This window comes from Psychrobacter sp. M17(2026) (assembly GCF_055699815.1).
The window spans coordinates 234,260-249,353 of record NZ_CM146741.1; the positions used below are offsets into that span (position 1 = coordinate 234,260).

The window sequence follows — 15,094 nt, forward strand, 5'->3', positions numbered from 1 at the left end:
TACTGTTTATTTAGCACGAGCGACATCTGCTTGTAGAGCAGGCGGCAAATCGAGAATACTTAGATCACTCTGCGCCAACTGTTCTGGACGTGCTACGACTAAAGCTTCAAAACCATCATCAACTACTGTGGCATTGACCACTTGAATTTTATCAAGTTTTGCGCCTGCTGCTGGCGTCTCGCCTGACCCTTTTACATAGTGCAAAAACGCTTTGGGCGCAGATTTAAAGTAAATACGGGCGATAACTTCTTGACCCAAATAACAGCCTTTATCGTAGTCCATACCACCGCGCTGATGCAGGCGTAGCTCCTGTGGTTGAAACTCGCCTTGCGTTGCGGCTACTATCCAATAATTACCTGTTGCTACACTGCATTGCGCCCAAATGGCTGTATTCTCTGGAGTGTCATGGCTGTCTTTATGACTAAAGGTTGGCACCTCATCGAGTACACAAGGATATATGGCTACTGGCGCACTAGTATCGAACTTAGAGAACGCACCATACTTATTGAGGTGCGCTTGTAAGGCCTCTGCACAATCGGCGCTGATAACAACATCGTAATGCTTTTCGGCTTGTTTTTTGATCCAAATACCAAACTCGATACGACCCTTTAGATTGCCGATAGCAGCCGCTTGATAGCTAAGGCCTAGCTTGGTGACATCACAAGTTAATTGACCTTGTAAGAATTTCTCAGCATCAATACCTTGAATAGTTAGTTGGGCAAATTTCGGTAGAGCTGCTAGGTTGGTAGATTGACTCATTGTTATTATCCTAAGTACAAAATTTAGTGAGTTAAAATTTTTTAGAGTTATTTTATAGACCCAAGAAGAGTACCACAAAAAAGCTAACCGTAAAAAACTCTGACGCTAAGCATTAGATAGTGTTAAACCAGCATTTTGCAAGCGTAGGCATTGGTTGCACATTAGTCAAAAACAGCGACATACGGTACAATGAATGAGTAATCGCAAATCTAATCTATAATAATTAAAGAGATGGCTATGAGCTTACCTAATTGTCCAAAATGCGACGCTGAATATACCTATGAAGATGGGTCACTGCTGATATGTCCAATGTGTGCTCATGAGTGGACAGCAGCAGAAACAGAAGCTGCCGAGAGCGCTGAGCAAGATGCGGTGATTCGCGATGCTGTTGGCAATGAGCTACAAGACGGCGATGCTGTTACCGTAATCAAAGACTTAAAGGTAAAAGGATCATCAATAGTCATAAAAGTCGGTAGCAAGGCTAAAAGTATTCGCCTACTACCTGATGCCACCGACGGTCACGATATCGACTGTAAGGTTGAAGGTCATGGCCCAATGAAACTTAAGTCGTCAGTGGTCAAAAAGGCTTAACGTCATTTAAAGCTTTGGTTAAAACTTTGTTAGATGAGCGCTTAGCCAGTTATCTTACCTAGTTTAATAAGCCGTGAAGTGATTGAGCCTTTGGTACGTTGATGCTGCTCAACTAAAGTAGCAACAGAGCTGCCAGTGTCAAAGCCATCTGCTAGTTGCTGATCTTCTGCATCTGTCCAAGGATTCCCTGCATTGGCAGGCAAGTTGGCTTTACGCGCATCGTATCTGATACGACTCTCAAGCGCAGGTATAGTCGCTTGCAAAGCGCGTTGAATGTCACTATTTAGACATAAGCTATTATCAGGCAATGGCTCATCTGATAAAGGATTGATACCGTCAATGAGCGCTTGAATGATAGTCATAGCTTCTTCGGTTTTCATTGGAGCGAGAGCTGAAGCTTCTATAGTGTCGCTGTTTTCAGCTTTATTGCTCGTATTATCTGTCATCATCATTTGCTTACTCCGTGATCAACAAAAGTTTATTTGGCTGTTTTACTATAGAACAAATGGCAAGGTATTAGCAAAAATTAATTTCAACACATTCTAAAAGTGGTTGTTTAAATTTCAATATTTTCAAAATCCAATGTCAAAAGATAATAAATGAAATAAGGTAAACTATGAGCACTAATATGAGTACTAAAAACGAACAACTTTTCGCCCAAGCTCGCAAACATATCCCTGGCGGTGTGAACTCGCCCGTTCGCGCCTTTGCTGGGGTTGGTGGTACGCCTGTCTTTATGCATCGTGCTGAAGGCAGTAAGATCTATGATACCGAAGACAATGCTTATATCGATTATATTGGCTCTTGGGGGCCGATGATTCTGGGTCACGCGCATCCAAAGGTCATCGACGCAGTCAAAAAAGCCGCTGAAGATGGTTTGAGCTTTGGTACGCCAACCCCGTTTGAGACCACCGTTGCAGATACCATTTGCGACATCGTACCGAGTGTAGAGATGATCCGTATGACCAGCTCGGGTACAGAGGCGACTATGAGTGCGATTCGTCTGGCGCGCGGCTATACAGGTCGTGATAATATCGTCAAATTTGAAGGCTGTTATCACGGTCACTCAGATAGCTTATTAGTCAAAGCAGGCTCTGGCATGCTCGATATCGGTGAGCCAACTTCTAAAGGCGTGCCAGCGGACTTTGCTAAGCATACGATTACTCTTCCCTTTAATAATCCGCAAGCGATTAAAGACTGTTTTGAGAAGTGGGGCGAGACGATCGCCTGTGTGATTGTTGAGCCTATCGCCGGTAACATGAACATGATCATCCCTGAGCAAGCGTTCCATGATACTTTGCGTGAGCAGTGTACTGAGCATGGCGCGGTGCTAATCTTTGATGAAGTCATGACGGGCTTTCGTGTCGGACTTGGTGGCGCGCAGGCGCATTTTAATATTCAGCCCGATGTGACTTGTTTCGGTAAAATCATTGGTGCAGGTTTGCCTGTTGGCGCGTTCGGCGGCAAACGCGAGATTATGGAGTGTATCGCGCCGATGGGCGGCGTTTACCAAGCAGGTACGTTGTCAGGTAATCCACTTGCTATGCGAGCAGGTATCGCGATGTTTGAAGACTTAACGGTTGATGGCTTCTATGATGAGCTATCAGCGAAAGTGGCGTATTTAGTCGATGGTATTCAGGAGGCTGCCGATAAGCATGGCATCAATATGCGTACTAACAAGCTTGGCGGGATGTTTGGTATGTTCTTCGTCAAAGATAATGATACCGCGACGCCGGCGAATTTTGATGACGTGACTGAATGCGATATGGAAGCCTTTAATACTTTCTTCCATGGCATGCTTGATCGTGGCATTTATCTAGCACCGTCGGCTTATGAAGCAGGCTTTATGTCGATTAAGCATAGCGATGCAGATTTAGACGCATCGGTTAAAGCCGCTGATGAGATCTTTGCTGAGATGGCAAAGGCTTAAAGGAAGTTTTGATGCTTTAAGCAAAAATAGGTTCATTCCAAACGAAACCAGCATAAATAATTTTGCTGGTTTTTTTATGCAAATTTTTATTAAAGTCTTTGTACCCTACGCAACATTCAATTTATGTAAATAACAACAATTTATTTCATCTTAATCTTATCAAACTTAGTATCTTTTAAGCTCAGCTTGCCACGTAGTACATCGCCATACATACGAAAGTCACTAGCGAAGCTTTTCAAAGGAAACTTAAACGAAGCAGGTTTGTTTTTCTCAAAGAAAAAATGCCCAACCCACGCACAAGCATAGCCCGCTGCGATACCTTTTAGTACAGGTCTAAAAGAGCGATCTTTTATAGATTTCGCCAGTCCTAATAAGCCAAAACTACTCCCTGCAAAGTGTAAGCGACGACAGGCCATATTTTGGTGCTCTGCTAAATAAAAATCATAAAATTTTTGTGGAGCAGGTGTATTCGTGGCTATAAGATCAGCGTTAGCCTCTTGAGCAACGTCGCTATCAGATTGAGTTCTGGTCTTAATATTGGTCTTAGCCGTTCGATTAGTCATAATAGCATCCTTTGCTAAAAAATCATTTGATATAAATAGAATATAGATTACGTCTAACTTAATAAAGTCCTACTGTAAAATTATTTGAACAGTCGCTAAGTTATTGTTATTTATAATATATTGGGTCAACTAAATGTAGCAAACCATGTGATATAACACAAGCATTTACTAGAGACTCAGCGTGATATAAGCGCAGTTTATTGGTGAGCGACAGCGCCTTGATTATCAATGCCTTGTCAGGGTATGGCATAAATGCTTTAATGACAAAACGTGTCGTTATTCGCCAAACTTCATCCATCATATAGGGTAACATTTTTTCTTATGCTCAAAACCCAGTTTACGAATCCAGCGCTTGCTAATGACGAGCTTATAGCCGCTATCGATATCGGTTCTAACAGCTTTCATTTAGCGATTGCACGCCTTGATCATGGTGAAGTCAGAAAAGTAGTGTCTTTGTCCGAAAAAGTGCAGCTAGCAGCAGGGTTGAACGAGCAAAATATTTTAAGTGCCGCCGCTGAGCGCCGTGGCCTTGATTGTCTAAGCCGCTTTGTTGCGCGCCTAGATTCGGTGCCAGCGGACCGGGTGCGTATTGTCGCCACCAACGCCTTGCGTCAAGCCAAAAATGCGGATGACTTTATCCAGCGCGCTAATGAGATACTCCCTAAGCCTATCGAGATTATCGCAGGACGCGAAGAAGCACGTTTAATTCATTTAGGCGTCTCTCATACCAATGCCAGTAGTGATAAGCGCTTAGTGATAGATATCGGAGGCGGTTCAACAGAGTTTATCATCGGTAAAGGCTTTGATCCGTTATTGACCGAAAGCTTACAGATGGGCTGTGTGGCATTTACCAAAAAATTCTTTGCAGATGGCGCAATCACCGATAAGGCTTTTAATGCCGCTATTGCTGCTGCGCGCAAAGAGGTCTTAGCCATCAATGGTCAGTATCAAAAAACAGGCTGGAATAGTGTTATCGGCTCTAGTGGTACTATCAAGGCGGTACGTAATGTGCTGGTCTCCAAAGGCTGGTCTGATGAGCAAGAGCGCATCACGTATAAAGGCGTCAAAAAATTAGAGAAACTCCTAATAAGCCTAGGCGATGTCAAAGATATCGAGCTTGAAGGAGTGAAAGAGCATCGTAAAGCGGTGTTCCCAGCTGGTGTTGCCGTATTACGTGCGACTATGAAAGTATTAGGTATTAGTACGATTGCCTACTCTGATGGAGCGCTACGTGAAGGCGTGATGTATGACATGCTCGGACGCTTTGCCAGTGAAGATGTCCGTGATCGTAGTGTGCTATCGCTGATCAAACGCTATTCAGTGGATAAAAAACAAGCTCGCCAAGTGGTCAGAACCAGCCGTTATTTATTTAAACAAGTCAAAAACAATTTGCATTTAACCAGTGATGATAGTGATTTGTTACGCCGTGCTGCCTACTTACACGAGATAGGCTTGGCCATCAGTCATAGTAACTATCATAAGCACAGCGCTTATTTATTAGAGAACTCTGATATTCCTGGATTCTCACAAGTCGATCAAAAGCGCATGGCGCAGCTAGTATTATCGCATCGGCGCAAACTCAAAGCCGATATGCTTGAGCAAACTTGCCTTATTGGCGGTGATCAGCTGATTTATTTATGTCTTTTGCTCAGACTTGCGGTTCTTGCCCATCATAGCCGTAGTGAATATGATCTGCCGAGTATGGAGCTGCTCATTACTGAGCCTAACTGCTGGCAAATCACCGTTAGCACTGAAAAAAAGCATTATGCTTTTTTATATTCAGATTTATATGCTGATATCGAACAGTTTGCAAAATGGGGTATTAAGTTAAGTGTCGTTGAAGCCAAAGTTAAAGCGGAAGCTTGATAGTTATGGTGAAACGCTAATTATTAACCTACTAAATGCCAAGCATTAATATGCCAAACCACAAATTAATAGTCGTTAAAATAGTGAGCTATAAAATAATCTAATTGATAACAAGCGCTAACTCAACTGTGCTACTATGCTTTTATTGAGTTTACATTTGTACTGCCGTGTGGTTTTTATAGCAGTTTTTAAAGTGCTTGTATAAAAGTAAGGGCTAACGGCAACGAATAAATACTATATGCAGCCTTATATAAAACGACAAAAAGGATAAGTCTATGAGTACCGTTTGGGAAAGCGTTCAGCTGGCACGACATGCCAAGCGTCCATTATTTATGGATTATGTGAATCAGCTATTTACTGAGTTTGATACGTTGCACGGTGATCGTGCCTTTGCCGATGACAAAGCAATCATTGGCGGCTTAGCTCGTTTGGATGGTAAGCCGGTGATGGTTATCGGTCAACACCGTGGGCGTAGTACCCGTGAACGTCTTGAGCATAACTTTGGTATGGCCAATCCTGAGGGTTATCGTAAGGTGATTCGTTTAGTCAAGATGGCTGAGCGCTTTAACGTGCCAGTGATGACCTTTGTTGATACTCAAGGTGCCTATCCTGGTATTGGTGCTGAGGAGCGCGGTCAAGCGCAAGCAATCGCTGAGAGCATTGCCGTATTCTCAAGCTTAAGAGTGCCTATTATTGTGACCGTAGTCGGCGAGGGCGGCTCAGGTGGTGCGTTGGCTATTGGCGTCGGTGACAAGGTTAATATGCTCCAAAACAGCATCTATTCGGTCATCTCTCCTGAAGGCTGTGCGGCTATTCTTTGGAAGACGGCTGAAAAAGCACAAGATGCTAGTGAAGCATTAAAGCTAAACGCTATTAACTTGTATCAGCTAGGTATTATTGATGCGGTTATTGACGAAGGTGAGGGTGCACATTTGCAGCCACAACCTGTGATGAGTGCTTTAAAGAAATTATTATTAGAGCAATTAGATGAGCTACAAGCTATGGATGCTGACGCGCTTACTGAGCTACGCTATGAGAAGCTAAAAGCCTTTAACTCGGAAACTATGTTACCTGCTTAGTCGCTAATGATTACTTGCACTCACAAAAAGCGTACTACTTGATAGTGCGTTTTTTTGTGAGCGTTGTTTAGTTTATAATTCTGCACAAAGTACAGTATCAAATAAGGCTAAATATGAATAGCACTGCCATAAAGCCATATCCTATTGAGCCAATCACTACCCACGCGCATATGGATCAAACGCTTGCAAAGTCATTGTTAGCCAGTGCTAGTGAGTATAGTGAAAATTTACGAGGTCGCCGTATTTGGCTGGCCTGTAGCGGTGGGCGCGATTCTCTCGCTTTAGCGGCACTATGTGTGCAGCTCTATCAGCAAGGTAAGCTGAGTTTTTTGCCACAGCTGTTGCACGTTGATCATAACCTACAAGCCGATAGTCAGCTTTGGGCAGCGCATGTCGCAGGTTGGGCGCAAGCTCAGCAGCTATCTTGTACTATTTTGCAAGCAGAGGTAAAAGGTGGTGATGAGCAAGCGGCGCGAAAAGCACGTTATCAAGCAATGCTAGCCCATATCAATCAAGGCGATGTATTGTTATTAGCTCACCACGGCGATGACCAAGCTGAAACTATGCTGATGCGACTTATGCAAGGGGCTGGCGTCAAGGGCCTAGCCGCTATGCAAGCATGGCGTGAGCAATCGCAGGGCGCGCGACACAATGTACTATGGCGACCTTGGCTGACAGTGCGTCGTACTACTATCAGCCGCTATGCTGAGCAATTACAGCTACCTTATATCGATGATCCGACTAATGAGGACGGGGATAATGTCCGCAGCCGTCTGCGCCGAAATGTCATGCCGCAACTCACGAATTATAATTCGAACGTCATAGAAAATATAGCTCGTAGTGCCCAACTACTTAGCGATGCGGCAGCGACCGTTGAATCGCAAGCCATGCAAGACTGGCAACAGACAGGTATCGATACATTAAGCTTAGCACCTGCTCAGCGCGTATTAGCTATCGATAAGTTAGCTGTTTTGCCTCGTTATCGACAGCGCCAATTGTTGCATTTTTGGCTAGCGCAAGATGAGCCACTACCGCCTGCTAAGCAGCTGATTGATGAAGTAATGCTGTTAATTCAACGCCGAGATAATAATCATCAAACCCAGCTGGAATGGTATGCACAAAACCAGCGTTACAGTATTCGCCGCTACCGTGAGCAGCTGTATCGACTTAGCCAATCATGGCTTGACTGGCTAAGCGTAGCACCAGCTGCGCAGACCCAGCTTGTTTCTATGGATCAGGACACTGTCACTATAGATTTGCTTAAAGATGGCTGTATGCAAGATAAGCGCTATAGTTGGCAGCTGTCGTTGTCGTTAAGTGAGCTGGCATCAAGTGAGCTGGCATCGCTCCTATTAACGAAGAAGAATGAGTTCATCATAAAAGTTACAGCGCTGACTCGCCAACAAAAGCTAAAAACTCAGTTGGCAGGACAGGCGCAGTCTGGCAAAAAACTCTACCAAACTCTAGGTGTGCCCCTTTGGTTACGCGAGAGTTTAGCCGTGATGAGCGTGATAACAACTGACTCTGAAACGACTATTGAGTTGCCGCTACTATTAATTTCCCCTTTTGATAGTTGGATGCTAGATACAGGCTCAGGTTTTAATACCCAAAAATTTGATTTGAAAACAATGATTAACAATAAGCTGTATTTGAACAATTAGCAGTGCTTAACGTCGCTGTTTTTCTGAATGCTTTAAGCTGGGATGCTAGATGTTTTAAGCGGTTTAATCAGAGCTTTGTCGTTGATAGTAGTATTTGTCGTCACTAATTTATCAAACGGCCTTAAGGGCAGTATGCTAAACTAGCTGGCATTTTATAAGTGATTATCTTAGAATTTTAGCCAGAGATGGCTTAGATTTGCCCTTGTATATTTTTAATCGTTGCCGCTATGCAAATGTCGCCAATGTCTTAGTATCGTCAGGGTGGACCTCGTCAAGTGCAGTGATCGTTAGGAGAGTACTATGTCAGCACAAAATAATAATGCAAATAATCAATTGAACAGTCAATTAAAGAATAAAAAAATAAGCTTTATCGGTGGCGGTAATATGGCGCAGGCCTTGATTAGTGGTCTTATAGGCTGTGGCACTGACCCTAAGATGATTACTGTATCAGCGCCCAGTGCCGAGACTCGCGAGCAGTACGCTAGCCAAAATATGAATACCATTGATGCTAGCACTGAGCCAAAAGCGGCGGTTATTGATGCTGATGTGGTGGTGCTAGCAGTCAAGCCTCAAATGATGCAGAAAGTGGTCAGTGAGTTTGCCGATGCCCTGGATAACCAATTAGTCATCTCAGTAGCTGCTGGCCTGTCAACTGAGCTGTTATCTGAGATGCTAGACGGCTACAGTAATATCGTACGCGCGATGCCAAACACACCATCGAAGATACAGATGGGCGCAACAGGACTTTATGCTACTGATAATATTAATGATCAGCAAAAGCAGCTTGCGACCGCAGTGATGCAAGCCTCAGGCCTTGTGATGTGGGTCGATAAAGAGGAGCAAATGCATGCCGTTACCGCTGTGGCTGGTTCTGCGCCCGCTTATATCTTCTACTTTATTGAGTCGATGGTCGATGGTGCTATTGCTTTAGGATTAGATCAAGAGCAAGCGTCAGCACTAGCGATGCAAACAGTACTTGGCGCGGCGACTATGGCTCGAGGTAGTGAAGATAGTCCAAGCGAGCTACGTCGTAAAGTCACTTCTCACAAAGGCGCCACTCAAGCAGCTATCGAATCGATGCAGGCGAATGAAGTAGGCCGCCAAATCAGTGAGGCTATGCAAGCTTGTTACGATCGCAGTAAAGCGCTTGGCGAAGAGATGAAGAGTGATAAGTAATAACGAGTAGTTAGTAAAGCAGAAATAAAGGCCACGTTGTAGCCACTAACATTTATTAAGCTAAATTTTTATTACAAGCAAACTGAGTAGCGCTTCATGAACGATTTTCTATTACAAGTTTTCGACTTAGTCACCACTTTTGCGATGCTGCTAGTGTTCATACGCTTTATGTTGCAGTTCGCCGATATGGATGCCAGCGAGCCTTTGATTGCGCCCGCTTATAAAGCGACTCATATCGTTGATGTGTTCGGTCGCATTTTCCCAACAGTGGGCAATGGACGTATCAGTATTGCCGCTATCGTACTGATGTTTTTGATTCGTCTGATTGATATCTCTGGCAAGGCGGCATTGGCTAACAAAGGTATTGCGCCGATACCACTGTTCTTTCAAGGGTCCCTAAGCTTGATTTTGGACTTTTTGCGGATGTGTCGTTACTTAGTCATCGGCTCCATTATCGTCAGTTGGATTGTGGTGTTTACTCAATCCCAGCATCCTATCATTGGTATCATCATGCGCTTAGCGGAGCCAATTTTAGAACCGTTTCGTCGTATTATGCCAAATTTGGGTATGCTTGATTTGTCGCCAATTGCCGCTTTTTTCGCGTTTTATTTGATCGAGATTATGGTCGGTGCGGTTGCTAATAGCTTAATGCCAATGCTGGGGTAATAATACTAGGTCTTAATTAAAAAGATGATTTTAGTTATTAATAAAAAAGACGCTCTAAACAGGGCGTCTTTTTTATACTTGCTATTAGAGTAATGTCTAAAATTCTTTAAATAGAATCTTCTATTATCGCATTCTAGCCACTGGTGCGCATGGCGCACTCTAAAAAAGCTAAACTAAAATGATTGTTATCTTTTAAAACAAACAAAACGATTGGGTATAAGTTGAGCTTGTTTATCCTCAGGGTGAGGAGCATCAGCGGCAATCAAAGTTTGCGTAATCCAATTATCTGCCGCTTTAACCGCATCAATCAAGGCGTCACCCACGCTTAATCGTCCTGCGATAAAGCTGGCAAGCGAGCAGCCTGAACCATGAAACTCTCCTAGCAGGCGCGGTAATATGCTTCTATGTACCATCTCGCCTTGCACATACAAATACTGCTCAATATCGCCACTGTCAAAGTCATGAGAGGTTTTAACCAGTACGGCATGACACCCCTCTGCGCACAGCTTTTTCGCACCGAGATGCAAGTCTTGCTCGCCACTGAGTGCACGTAGCTCATGAGTATTTGGGGTAATGATCGTTGCATAGGGCAGTAATTTTCTAAAAGCGGCTACTAGCGTCTGCTCATCGCCTAAGCTACCGCCACTGTTGGCGACCAATACTGGATCTAAGACAAAAGGCGTGCCTTTAGTAATAATCTGCTTAGCGAATAGCTCAGTGAGCATAGCGATATTATCAGTCGTCCCTAGCATGCCAGATTTGATAGCTTTGACAGGCAAATCATCTAATACCGTAGTCGCCTGCGCTTTGACCAACTGCGCAGCACAAGCATCAAAGCCAAATACTTGCTGCGAGCTTTGAATGGTGATAGCCGTACAAGCGATAGCAGCATGAGCGCCTGCTTGACCGGTAGCTTCGATGTCTGCTTGCAATCCTGCACCACCTGAGGGATCTAACCCTGAAAAACACAATACTACGGGTCGCATAGCGCCTCCTTGTTTGCACATAGAATTTTAATTATTTTTGATGGTAAATTTTAATTGCTAATGACTATAGCGAGCTTAGGCCTAAAAAGCCATAGTAAGTTCTAAAGCAATATGCACAATAAATCCTCAATAAACCGACTTTATGAACTTTAAATATCCTAATAAATCGTTATTATGCCAAAAGCGTCATAAAAGTTGCATCCAAGGCTTGCAATTCATATTAGCTTTGTTATAATACTGCCCACGACTAGGACGTATCATTAGCATCGATACTGTATTCTATCTCATAGAAGTCTTATATCGCTTGGTGAAATGGGTGAGTGGCTGAAACCAGTTCCCTGCTAAGGAACCATACGTTTGCGCGTATCGAGGGTTCGAATCCCTCTTTCACCTCCATTTATTTGCTCGTTATTAGATTTACAATACAGAGCAATTTGATTCAATAATGTTAGAGCAGTATTAGAAATAATACTACTTTAGCGGATAAAAATATTGACACTCACTGTATTATCTATATAATGATCAACCTAATTTACTACAAAGTTTTATACCGCGTAGTAGATGATGTGCAAAATACGCGCCCGTAGCTCAGTTGGATAGAGCACTTGGCTACGAACTAAGGGGTCGGGAGTTCGAATCTCTCCGGGCGCACCATTTGCATTATCAATAGTCTTAAGTAATACCTAAATCAATCGCCTGTCTTATGACACTTTGGCGATTTTTTTATGTCCGTAGGTTTTATATCGCATATGAGTCGGGTTAGTTTATTATAGCGCCGCTTTGGCTTCATGCCTGCACACAAAGTAAGCATAAGCTATGCTAAAGGCTTTTGATTACGCCAAAGGCTTCTTATTACGCCAAAGGCTTTGATTACGCTACAATAGTCACCATATAACTAATTGTTATTTAAAATTTTGTATTATTCAAATCTATATAATATCTAAACCTTTAGGCTATCTATACTATGTCAAAGAGTACGTCAAAAGCGAGTGCAAAACCTAAGCTACAGCGAAAGGCGCGTCCCACGCAAACACCTGAAATTGAAGAGCCGATCATTGCCAGTCCAACGGAGCGGGTTATCGCTATCGTCTATGACGGTATGCTCATCCTAGCGCTGCTATTCTTGGTTGGGACGGTGTTAACGGTGATCGGTACACTATTGACCATGCAAACGGGTACTGAGTCAGCACAGGCGCAGTCATTACCGACTTGGTATCAGAACTTTATTATGACACCGTCATTTATATTGACGTTAGTAGGCTTCTATGGCCTGTTTTGGCGACGTAGTGGGCAGACTTTAGGAATGCAGACATGGCGGCTCAAAACGGTCAATAATAGCGGTCATCTATTAACTTGGAAACAGTCTTTTAGACGTATCTTAGCGGCCTGCTTGATGCCCTTATTATGCGGGCTTATCGGCAGCTTGATAGGCGGTTCACGAGCGGTCTTATTACTCAGTGCAGTTTTTGGACTGATGTTTAACTATATATTTTGCTTGTTTAACCGTCGTGGTCTAGCGGTACAAGATATGCTATCAAATACCATTACTTTAAAAATGCCTAAACAGCAGCATGAAGGGTTATGGAGCGGATTTAAGAACCGTAAGAAAAATAAATAATTAGGGCGTGTTGAATAAAATATTAAAAGGGCTTGTTTGACATATCAAACAAGCCCTTTTAATATTTTAAATACGAATCCGTAAAGATAAGGATATAGGTGTAATGGACATTTTTCATGCTGTAATAGGGTCTAAAGCTATATACTGTCTGGATTTGCAAGGAATCAACACCATGAATCAAAAAACTGCCCTTTTTGTAGTGATAAACACACCAAGAAGAATGGACGTAAGCTTGGCAAACAGCAGTATCAATGTCTAGCTTGCAGGCGGCAGTTTTTAGGTGGCATCAGACTAAATAATCAAACGCTTTGGACTCAATATACTCAAGGTAAACAGACCTACAAACAACTGGCTGATAAGTACCACTGTAGTGTTAAAACCATACAAAGGCGGTTAGATAAAGTCAGTATTGAGTATCAGATTAAACGTCCTGAGACTGCTAATGTCATCATGGACACCACTTACTTTGGTCGCAAGTTTGGTTTGATGGTCTTTATGGATAACACGACTAGAACCGTACTTTATTACGCGATAGTGAGTCATGAAACCAACAGTGCCTACAAGCAAGGGATTGATCTCTTAGCATCGTCAGGCGTTGATATACAAAGCATCACCTGTGATGGAAGACGAGGACTGAGAGCCCTGTTTAGCAGCATCCCTTGTCAGATGTGCCAGTTCCATCAAGTACAAATAGTGACTCGTTATTTAACTCGTCGTCCTAAGAACATCGCTAGTATTGAGCTTAGATACCTCACTTCAAACTTAACACAGCTCGATAAATCCGACTTCGTAGAGCGCTTAGATCAGTGGTGTTTAACTCATGAAGACTATCTTGATGAACGTAGTACTAATGAAGATACGGGTAAAACGTGGTACACACATAAGCGTCTTAGAAGTGCTTATCGAAGCCTCAGAACCAATAGCGATTGGCTATTCACTTATCGAGAATATGAGCATTTGGACGTGCCCAACACCACAAATTCTCTTGAAGGGTTATTTAGTGAATTAAAGCGACAATTACACAGTCATCATGGTCTAAATGAGCATCGTAAGTTACGGTTTATTAAAGACTTTCTAGGGTCAAAGTCACTCAAATAGCATGAATTATGTCCATTAGCGACTACGTTCTACTTTCTAGCATGAATTTTGTCCATTACACCAGGATTTAAATCTAAGCACCTTTATCATGTCAACTAATCTACATGCTGACGGTTCTAATAAGCATAAAGGTATAGCCGACAAAGAATAAAATCAACGTTATACCAGAGCCCTGAGCAAATTTGTGCTTAGTCTTGTAGGTAAATAGACACATTGCAAATAGCAATAGAGTTATCAAACCCATAGCCAATATATCACGTGATAAAATAATGGCATTTGGCGTAATAGGAGCGATCAATGCCGCCAACCCTACAACACCCAAAGTATTAAAGATATTAGAGCCGATAATGTTGCCCAGTGCCATATCATGTTCGCCTTTGCGAGCGGCTGAGATACTAGCAACCAATTCAGGTAGTGAAGTACCCACTGCGACAATCGTCAAGCCAATAATCAACTCACTCAAGCCCCAAAGTGTTGCCAATTCCACCGCGCCCCAAACGATAGCACGTGAGCTTAATACTAGTACCAATAAACCAAGAAACAATCTGCCAAGTCCACCTGCCATGCTGTGTTCAGCTTGTGTAGTGTCCTCTATAGTATCGTCTTCATGCTCATGGTTACCTTCACGTAGGCTTAATACAATCTGAATACCCAATACGGCCACTAGTAAGGCTATGAGCACCATACCGTCAGCATTACTCAGAGTTCCGTCACTGAGCTGCCAAGCCGCCACAGCAGTCACAAATAGCAGTAATGGCATATCACGATTGATAATGCTTTTACGAATGATGATCGGACTGATTAATACCGTTGCCCCTAATACTAGAGCGATATTGATAATATTAGAGCCATAAGCATTACCTAATGCCAGCTCAGGGCTACCTTCTAATGCGGCGAGTACCGATACCACCATCTCTGGTGCTGACGTTCCTAGCCCTAATATGACGACCCCAATCAAAAAGCTCGGTACATTGAGCTTATTGGCTAAGGCTACCGCGCCATCGATAAAAACATCGGCACTCCACACCAAAATTGCTAAACCTACAACTACTGCCAGTATTGCCAGCCACATCTAAGTGATCCTCTATTAAGAATAATTTT

14 protein-coding genes and 2 tRNA genes are annotated in these 15,094 nt (G+C 43.1%); 11 read left to right on the forward strand and 5 right to left on the reverse strand.

The window, feature by feature from the left end:
• Positions 1-6: 6 nt before the first annotated feature.
• Positions 7-759, reverse strand: a complete 753-nt coding sequence (gene ygfZ / locus ACR63T_RS01010) for a CAF17-like 4Fe-4S cluster assembly/insertion protein YgfZ (RefSeq protein ID WP_472784477.1) — start codon at positions 757-759, stop codon at positions 7-9.
• 237 nt (positions 760-996) lie between these two features.
• Here ygfZ and ACR63T_RS01015 point away from each other — a divergent pair, with 237 nt between their 5' ends.
• Positions 997-1,350: a zinc ribbon domain-containing protein YjdM gene (locus ACR63T_RS01015; protein ID WP_472784478.1), complete on the forward strand. Its 354-nt coding sequence runs from the start codon at positions 997-999 to the stop codon at positions 1,348-1,350.
• A gap of 41 nt (positions 1,351-1,391) precedes the next feature.
• Here ACR63T_RS01015 and ACR63T_RS01020 read toward each other — a convergent pair whose 3' ends face one another.
• Positions 1,392-1,802, reverse strand: a complete 411-nt coding sequence (locus tag ACR63T_RS01020) for a hypothetical protein (protein WP_201571102.1) — start codon at positions 1,800-1,802, stop codon at positions 1,392-1,394.
• Positions 1,803-1,978: 176 nt separating this feature from the next.
• Between ACR63T_RS01020 and hemL the strand changes: the two genes are divergently transcribed.
• Positions 1,979-3,280: a glutamate-1-semialdehyde 2,1-aminomutase gene (hemL, locus tag ACR63T_RS01025; protein ID WP_305899374.1), complete on the forward strand. Its 1,302-nt coding sequence runs from the start codon at positions 1,979-1,981 to the stop codon at positions 3,278-3,280.
• 140 nt (positions 3,281-3,420) lie between these two features.
• Here hemL and ACR63T_RS01030 read toward each other — a convergent pair whose 3' ends face one another.
• Complete coding sequence (locus ACR63T_RS01030) at positions 3,421-3,843, reverse strand: Mpo1-like protein (protein ID WP_472784479.1); 423 nt, start codon at positions 3,841-3,843, stop codon at positions 3,421-3,423.
• Between the two features lie 321 nt (positions 3,844-4,164).
• Between ACR63T_RS01030 and ppx the strand changes: the two genes are divergently transcribed.
• From ppx to ACR63T_RS01055, 5 genes are all read left to right on the forward strand, one after another.
• Entirely contained in the window at positions 4,165-5,709 is a 1,545-nt protein-coding gene (gene ppx, locus ACR63T_RS01035) for an exopolyphosphatase (protein WP_305899376.1), read from the forward strand.
• A gap of 275 nt (positions 5,710-5,984) precedes the next feature.
• Positions 5,985-6,788 (forward strand): acetyl-CoA carboxylase carboxyltransferase subunit alpha, encoded by an 804-nt coding sequence (locus ACR63T_RS01040; protein ID WP_305899377.1) that lies wholly within the window; start codon positions 5,985-5,987, stop codon positions 6,786-6,788.
• Between the two features lie 113 nt (positions 6,789-6,901).
• On the forward strand, positions 6,902-8,449 hold the full coding sequence (gene tilS / locus ACR63T_RS01045) for a tRNA lysidine(34) synthetase TilS (protein ID WP_472784480.1): 1,548 nt from the start codon (positions 6,902-6,904) through the stop codon (positions 8,447-8,449).
• 300 nt (positions 8,450-8,749) lie between these two features.
• Positions 8,750-9,625 (forward strand): pyrroline-5-carboxylate reductase, encoded by an 876-nt coding sequence (proC, locus tag ACR63T_RS01050; RefSeq protein ID WP_472784481.1) that lies wholly within the window; start codon positions 8,750-8,752, stop codon positions 9,623-9,625.
• A 96-nt stretch (positions 9,626-9,721) separates the two neighbouring features.
• The gene (locus tag ACR63T_RS01055; protein WP_201571117.1) at positions 9,722-10,291 is read left to right on the forward strand and encodes a YggT family protein; all 570 of its coding nucleotides are present in this window, start codon (positions 9,722-9,724) and stop codon (positions 10,289-10,291) included.
• Between the two features lie 185 nt (positions 10,292-10,476).
• Here ACR63T_RS01055 and ACR63T_RS01060 read toward each other — a convergent pair whose 3' ends face one another.
• Entirely contained in the window at positions 10,477-11,277 is an 801-nt protein-coding gene (locus ACR63T_RS01060; protein WP_472784482.1) for a hydroxymethylpyrimidine/phosphomethylpyrimidine kinase, read from the reverse strand.
• 306 nt (positions 11,278-11,583) lie between these two features.
• Between ACR63T_RS01060 and ACR63T_RS01065 the strand changes: the two genes are divergently transcribed.
• From ACR63T_RS01065 to ACR63T_RS01080, 4 genes are all read left to right on the forward strand, one after another.
• Positions 11,584-11,673, forward strand: a tRNA-Ser gene (locus ACR63T_RS01065).
• Positions 11,674-11,854: 181 nt separating this feature from the next.
• Positions 11,855-11,931: transfer RNA gene (locus tag ACR63T_RS01070), tRNA-Arg, on the forward strand.
• 310 nt (positions 11,932-12,241) lie between these two features.
• Positions 12,242-12,895: an RDD family protein gene (locus ACR63T_RS01075; protein WP_472784483.1), complete on the forward strand. Its 654-nt coding sequence runs from the start codon at positions 12,242-12,244 to the stop codon at positions 12,893-12,895.
• Positions 12,896-13,039: 144 nt separating this feature from the next.
• Positions 13,040-13,993 carry an IS256 family transposase, variant Zn-binding type gene (locus ACR63T_RS01080; protein ID WP_472785207.1) on the forward strand — a complete coding sequence of 318 codons (954 nt, stop codon included), beginning with the start codon at positions 13,040-13,042 and terminating at the stop codon, positions 13,991-13,993.
• 100 nt (positions 13,994-14,093) lie between these two features.
• On the opposite strand, the gene ACR63T_RS01085 is transcribed toward ACR63T_RS01080, so the two are convergent.
• On the reverse strand, positions 14,094-15,065 hold the full coding sequence (locus tag ACR63T_RS01085) for a calcium/sodium antiporter (protein ID WP_472784484.1): 972 nt from the start codon (positions 15,063-15,065) through the stop codon (positions 14,094-14,096).
• Positions 15,066-15,094: the final 29 nt, after the last annotated feature.

Excerpts from the sequence above, each read along its gene's own strand:
- tilS (WP_472784480.1), top strand. The coding sequence starts at position 6,902 with ATGAATAGCACTGCCATAAAGCCATATCCTATTGAGCCAATCACTACC.
- ACR63T_RS01060 (WP_472784482.1), bottom strand. The coding sequence starts at position 11,277 with ATGCGACCCGTAGTATTGTGTTTTTCAGGGTTAGATCCCTCAGGTGGT.
- ppx (WP_305899376.1), top strand. The coding sequence starts at position 4,165 with ATGCTCAAAACCCAGTTTACGAATCCAGCGCTTGCTAATGACGAGCTT.
- ACR63T_RS01040 (WP_305899377.1), top strand. The coding sequence starts at position 5,985 with ATGAGTACCGTTTGGGAAAGCGTTCAGCTGGCACGACATGCCAAGCGT.
- ACR63T_RS01030 (WP_472784479.1), bottom strand. The coding sequence starts at position 3,843 with ATGACTAATCGAACGGCTAAGACCAATATTAAGACCAGAACTCAATCT.
- ygfZ (WP_472784477.1), bottom strand. The coding sequence starts at position 759 with ATGAGTCAATCTACCAACCTAGCAGCTCTACCGAAATTTGCCCAACTA.
- ACR63T_RS01020 (WP_201571102.1), bottom strand. The coding sequence starts at position 1,802 with ATGATGATGACAGATAATACGAGCAATAAAGCTGAAAACAGCGACACT.
- hemL (WP_305899374.1), top strand. The coding sequence starts at position 1,979 with ATGAGTACTAAAAACGAACAACTTTTCGCCCAAGCTCGCAAACATATC.
- ACR63T_RS01085 (WP_472784484.1), bottom strand. The coding sequence starts at position 15,065 with ATGTGGCTGGCAATACTGGCAGTAGTTGTAGGTTTAGCAATTTTGGTG.
- ACR63T_RS01075 (WP_472784483.1), top strand. The coding sequence starts at position 12,242 with ATGTCAAAGAGTACGTCAAAAGCGAGTGCAAAACCTAAGCTACAGCGA.
- ACR63T_RS01055 (WP_201571117.1), top strand. The coding sequence starts at position 9,722 with ATGAACGATTTTCTATTACAAGTTTTCGACTTAGTCACCACTTTTGCG.
- ACR63T_RS01015 (WP_472784478.1), top strand. The coding sequence starts at position 997 with ATGAGCTTACCTAATTGTCCAAAATGCGACGCTGAATATACCTATGAA.
- proC (WP_472784481.1), top strand. The coding sequence starts at position 8,750 with ATGTCAGCACAAAATAATAATGCAAATAATCAATTGAACAGTCAATTA.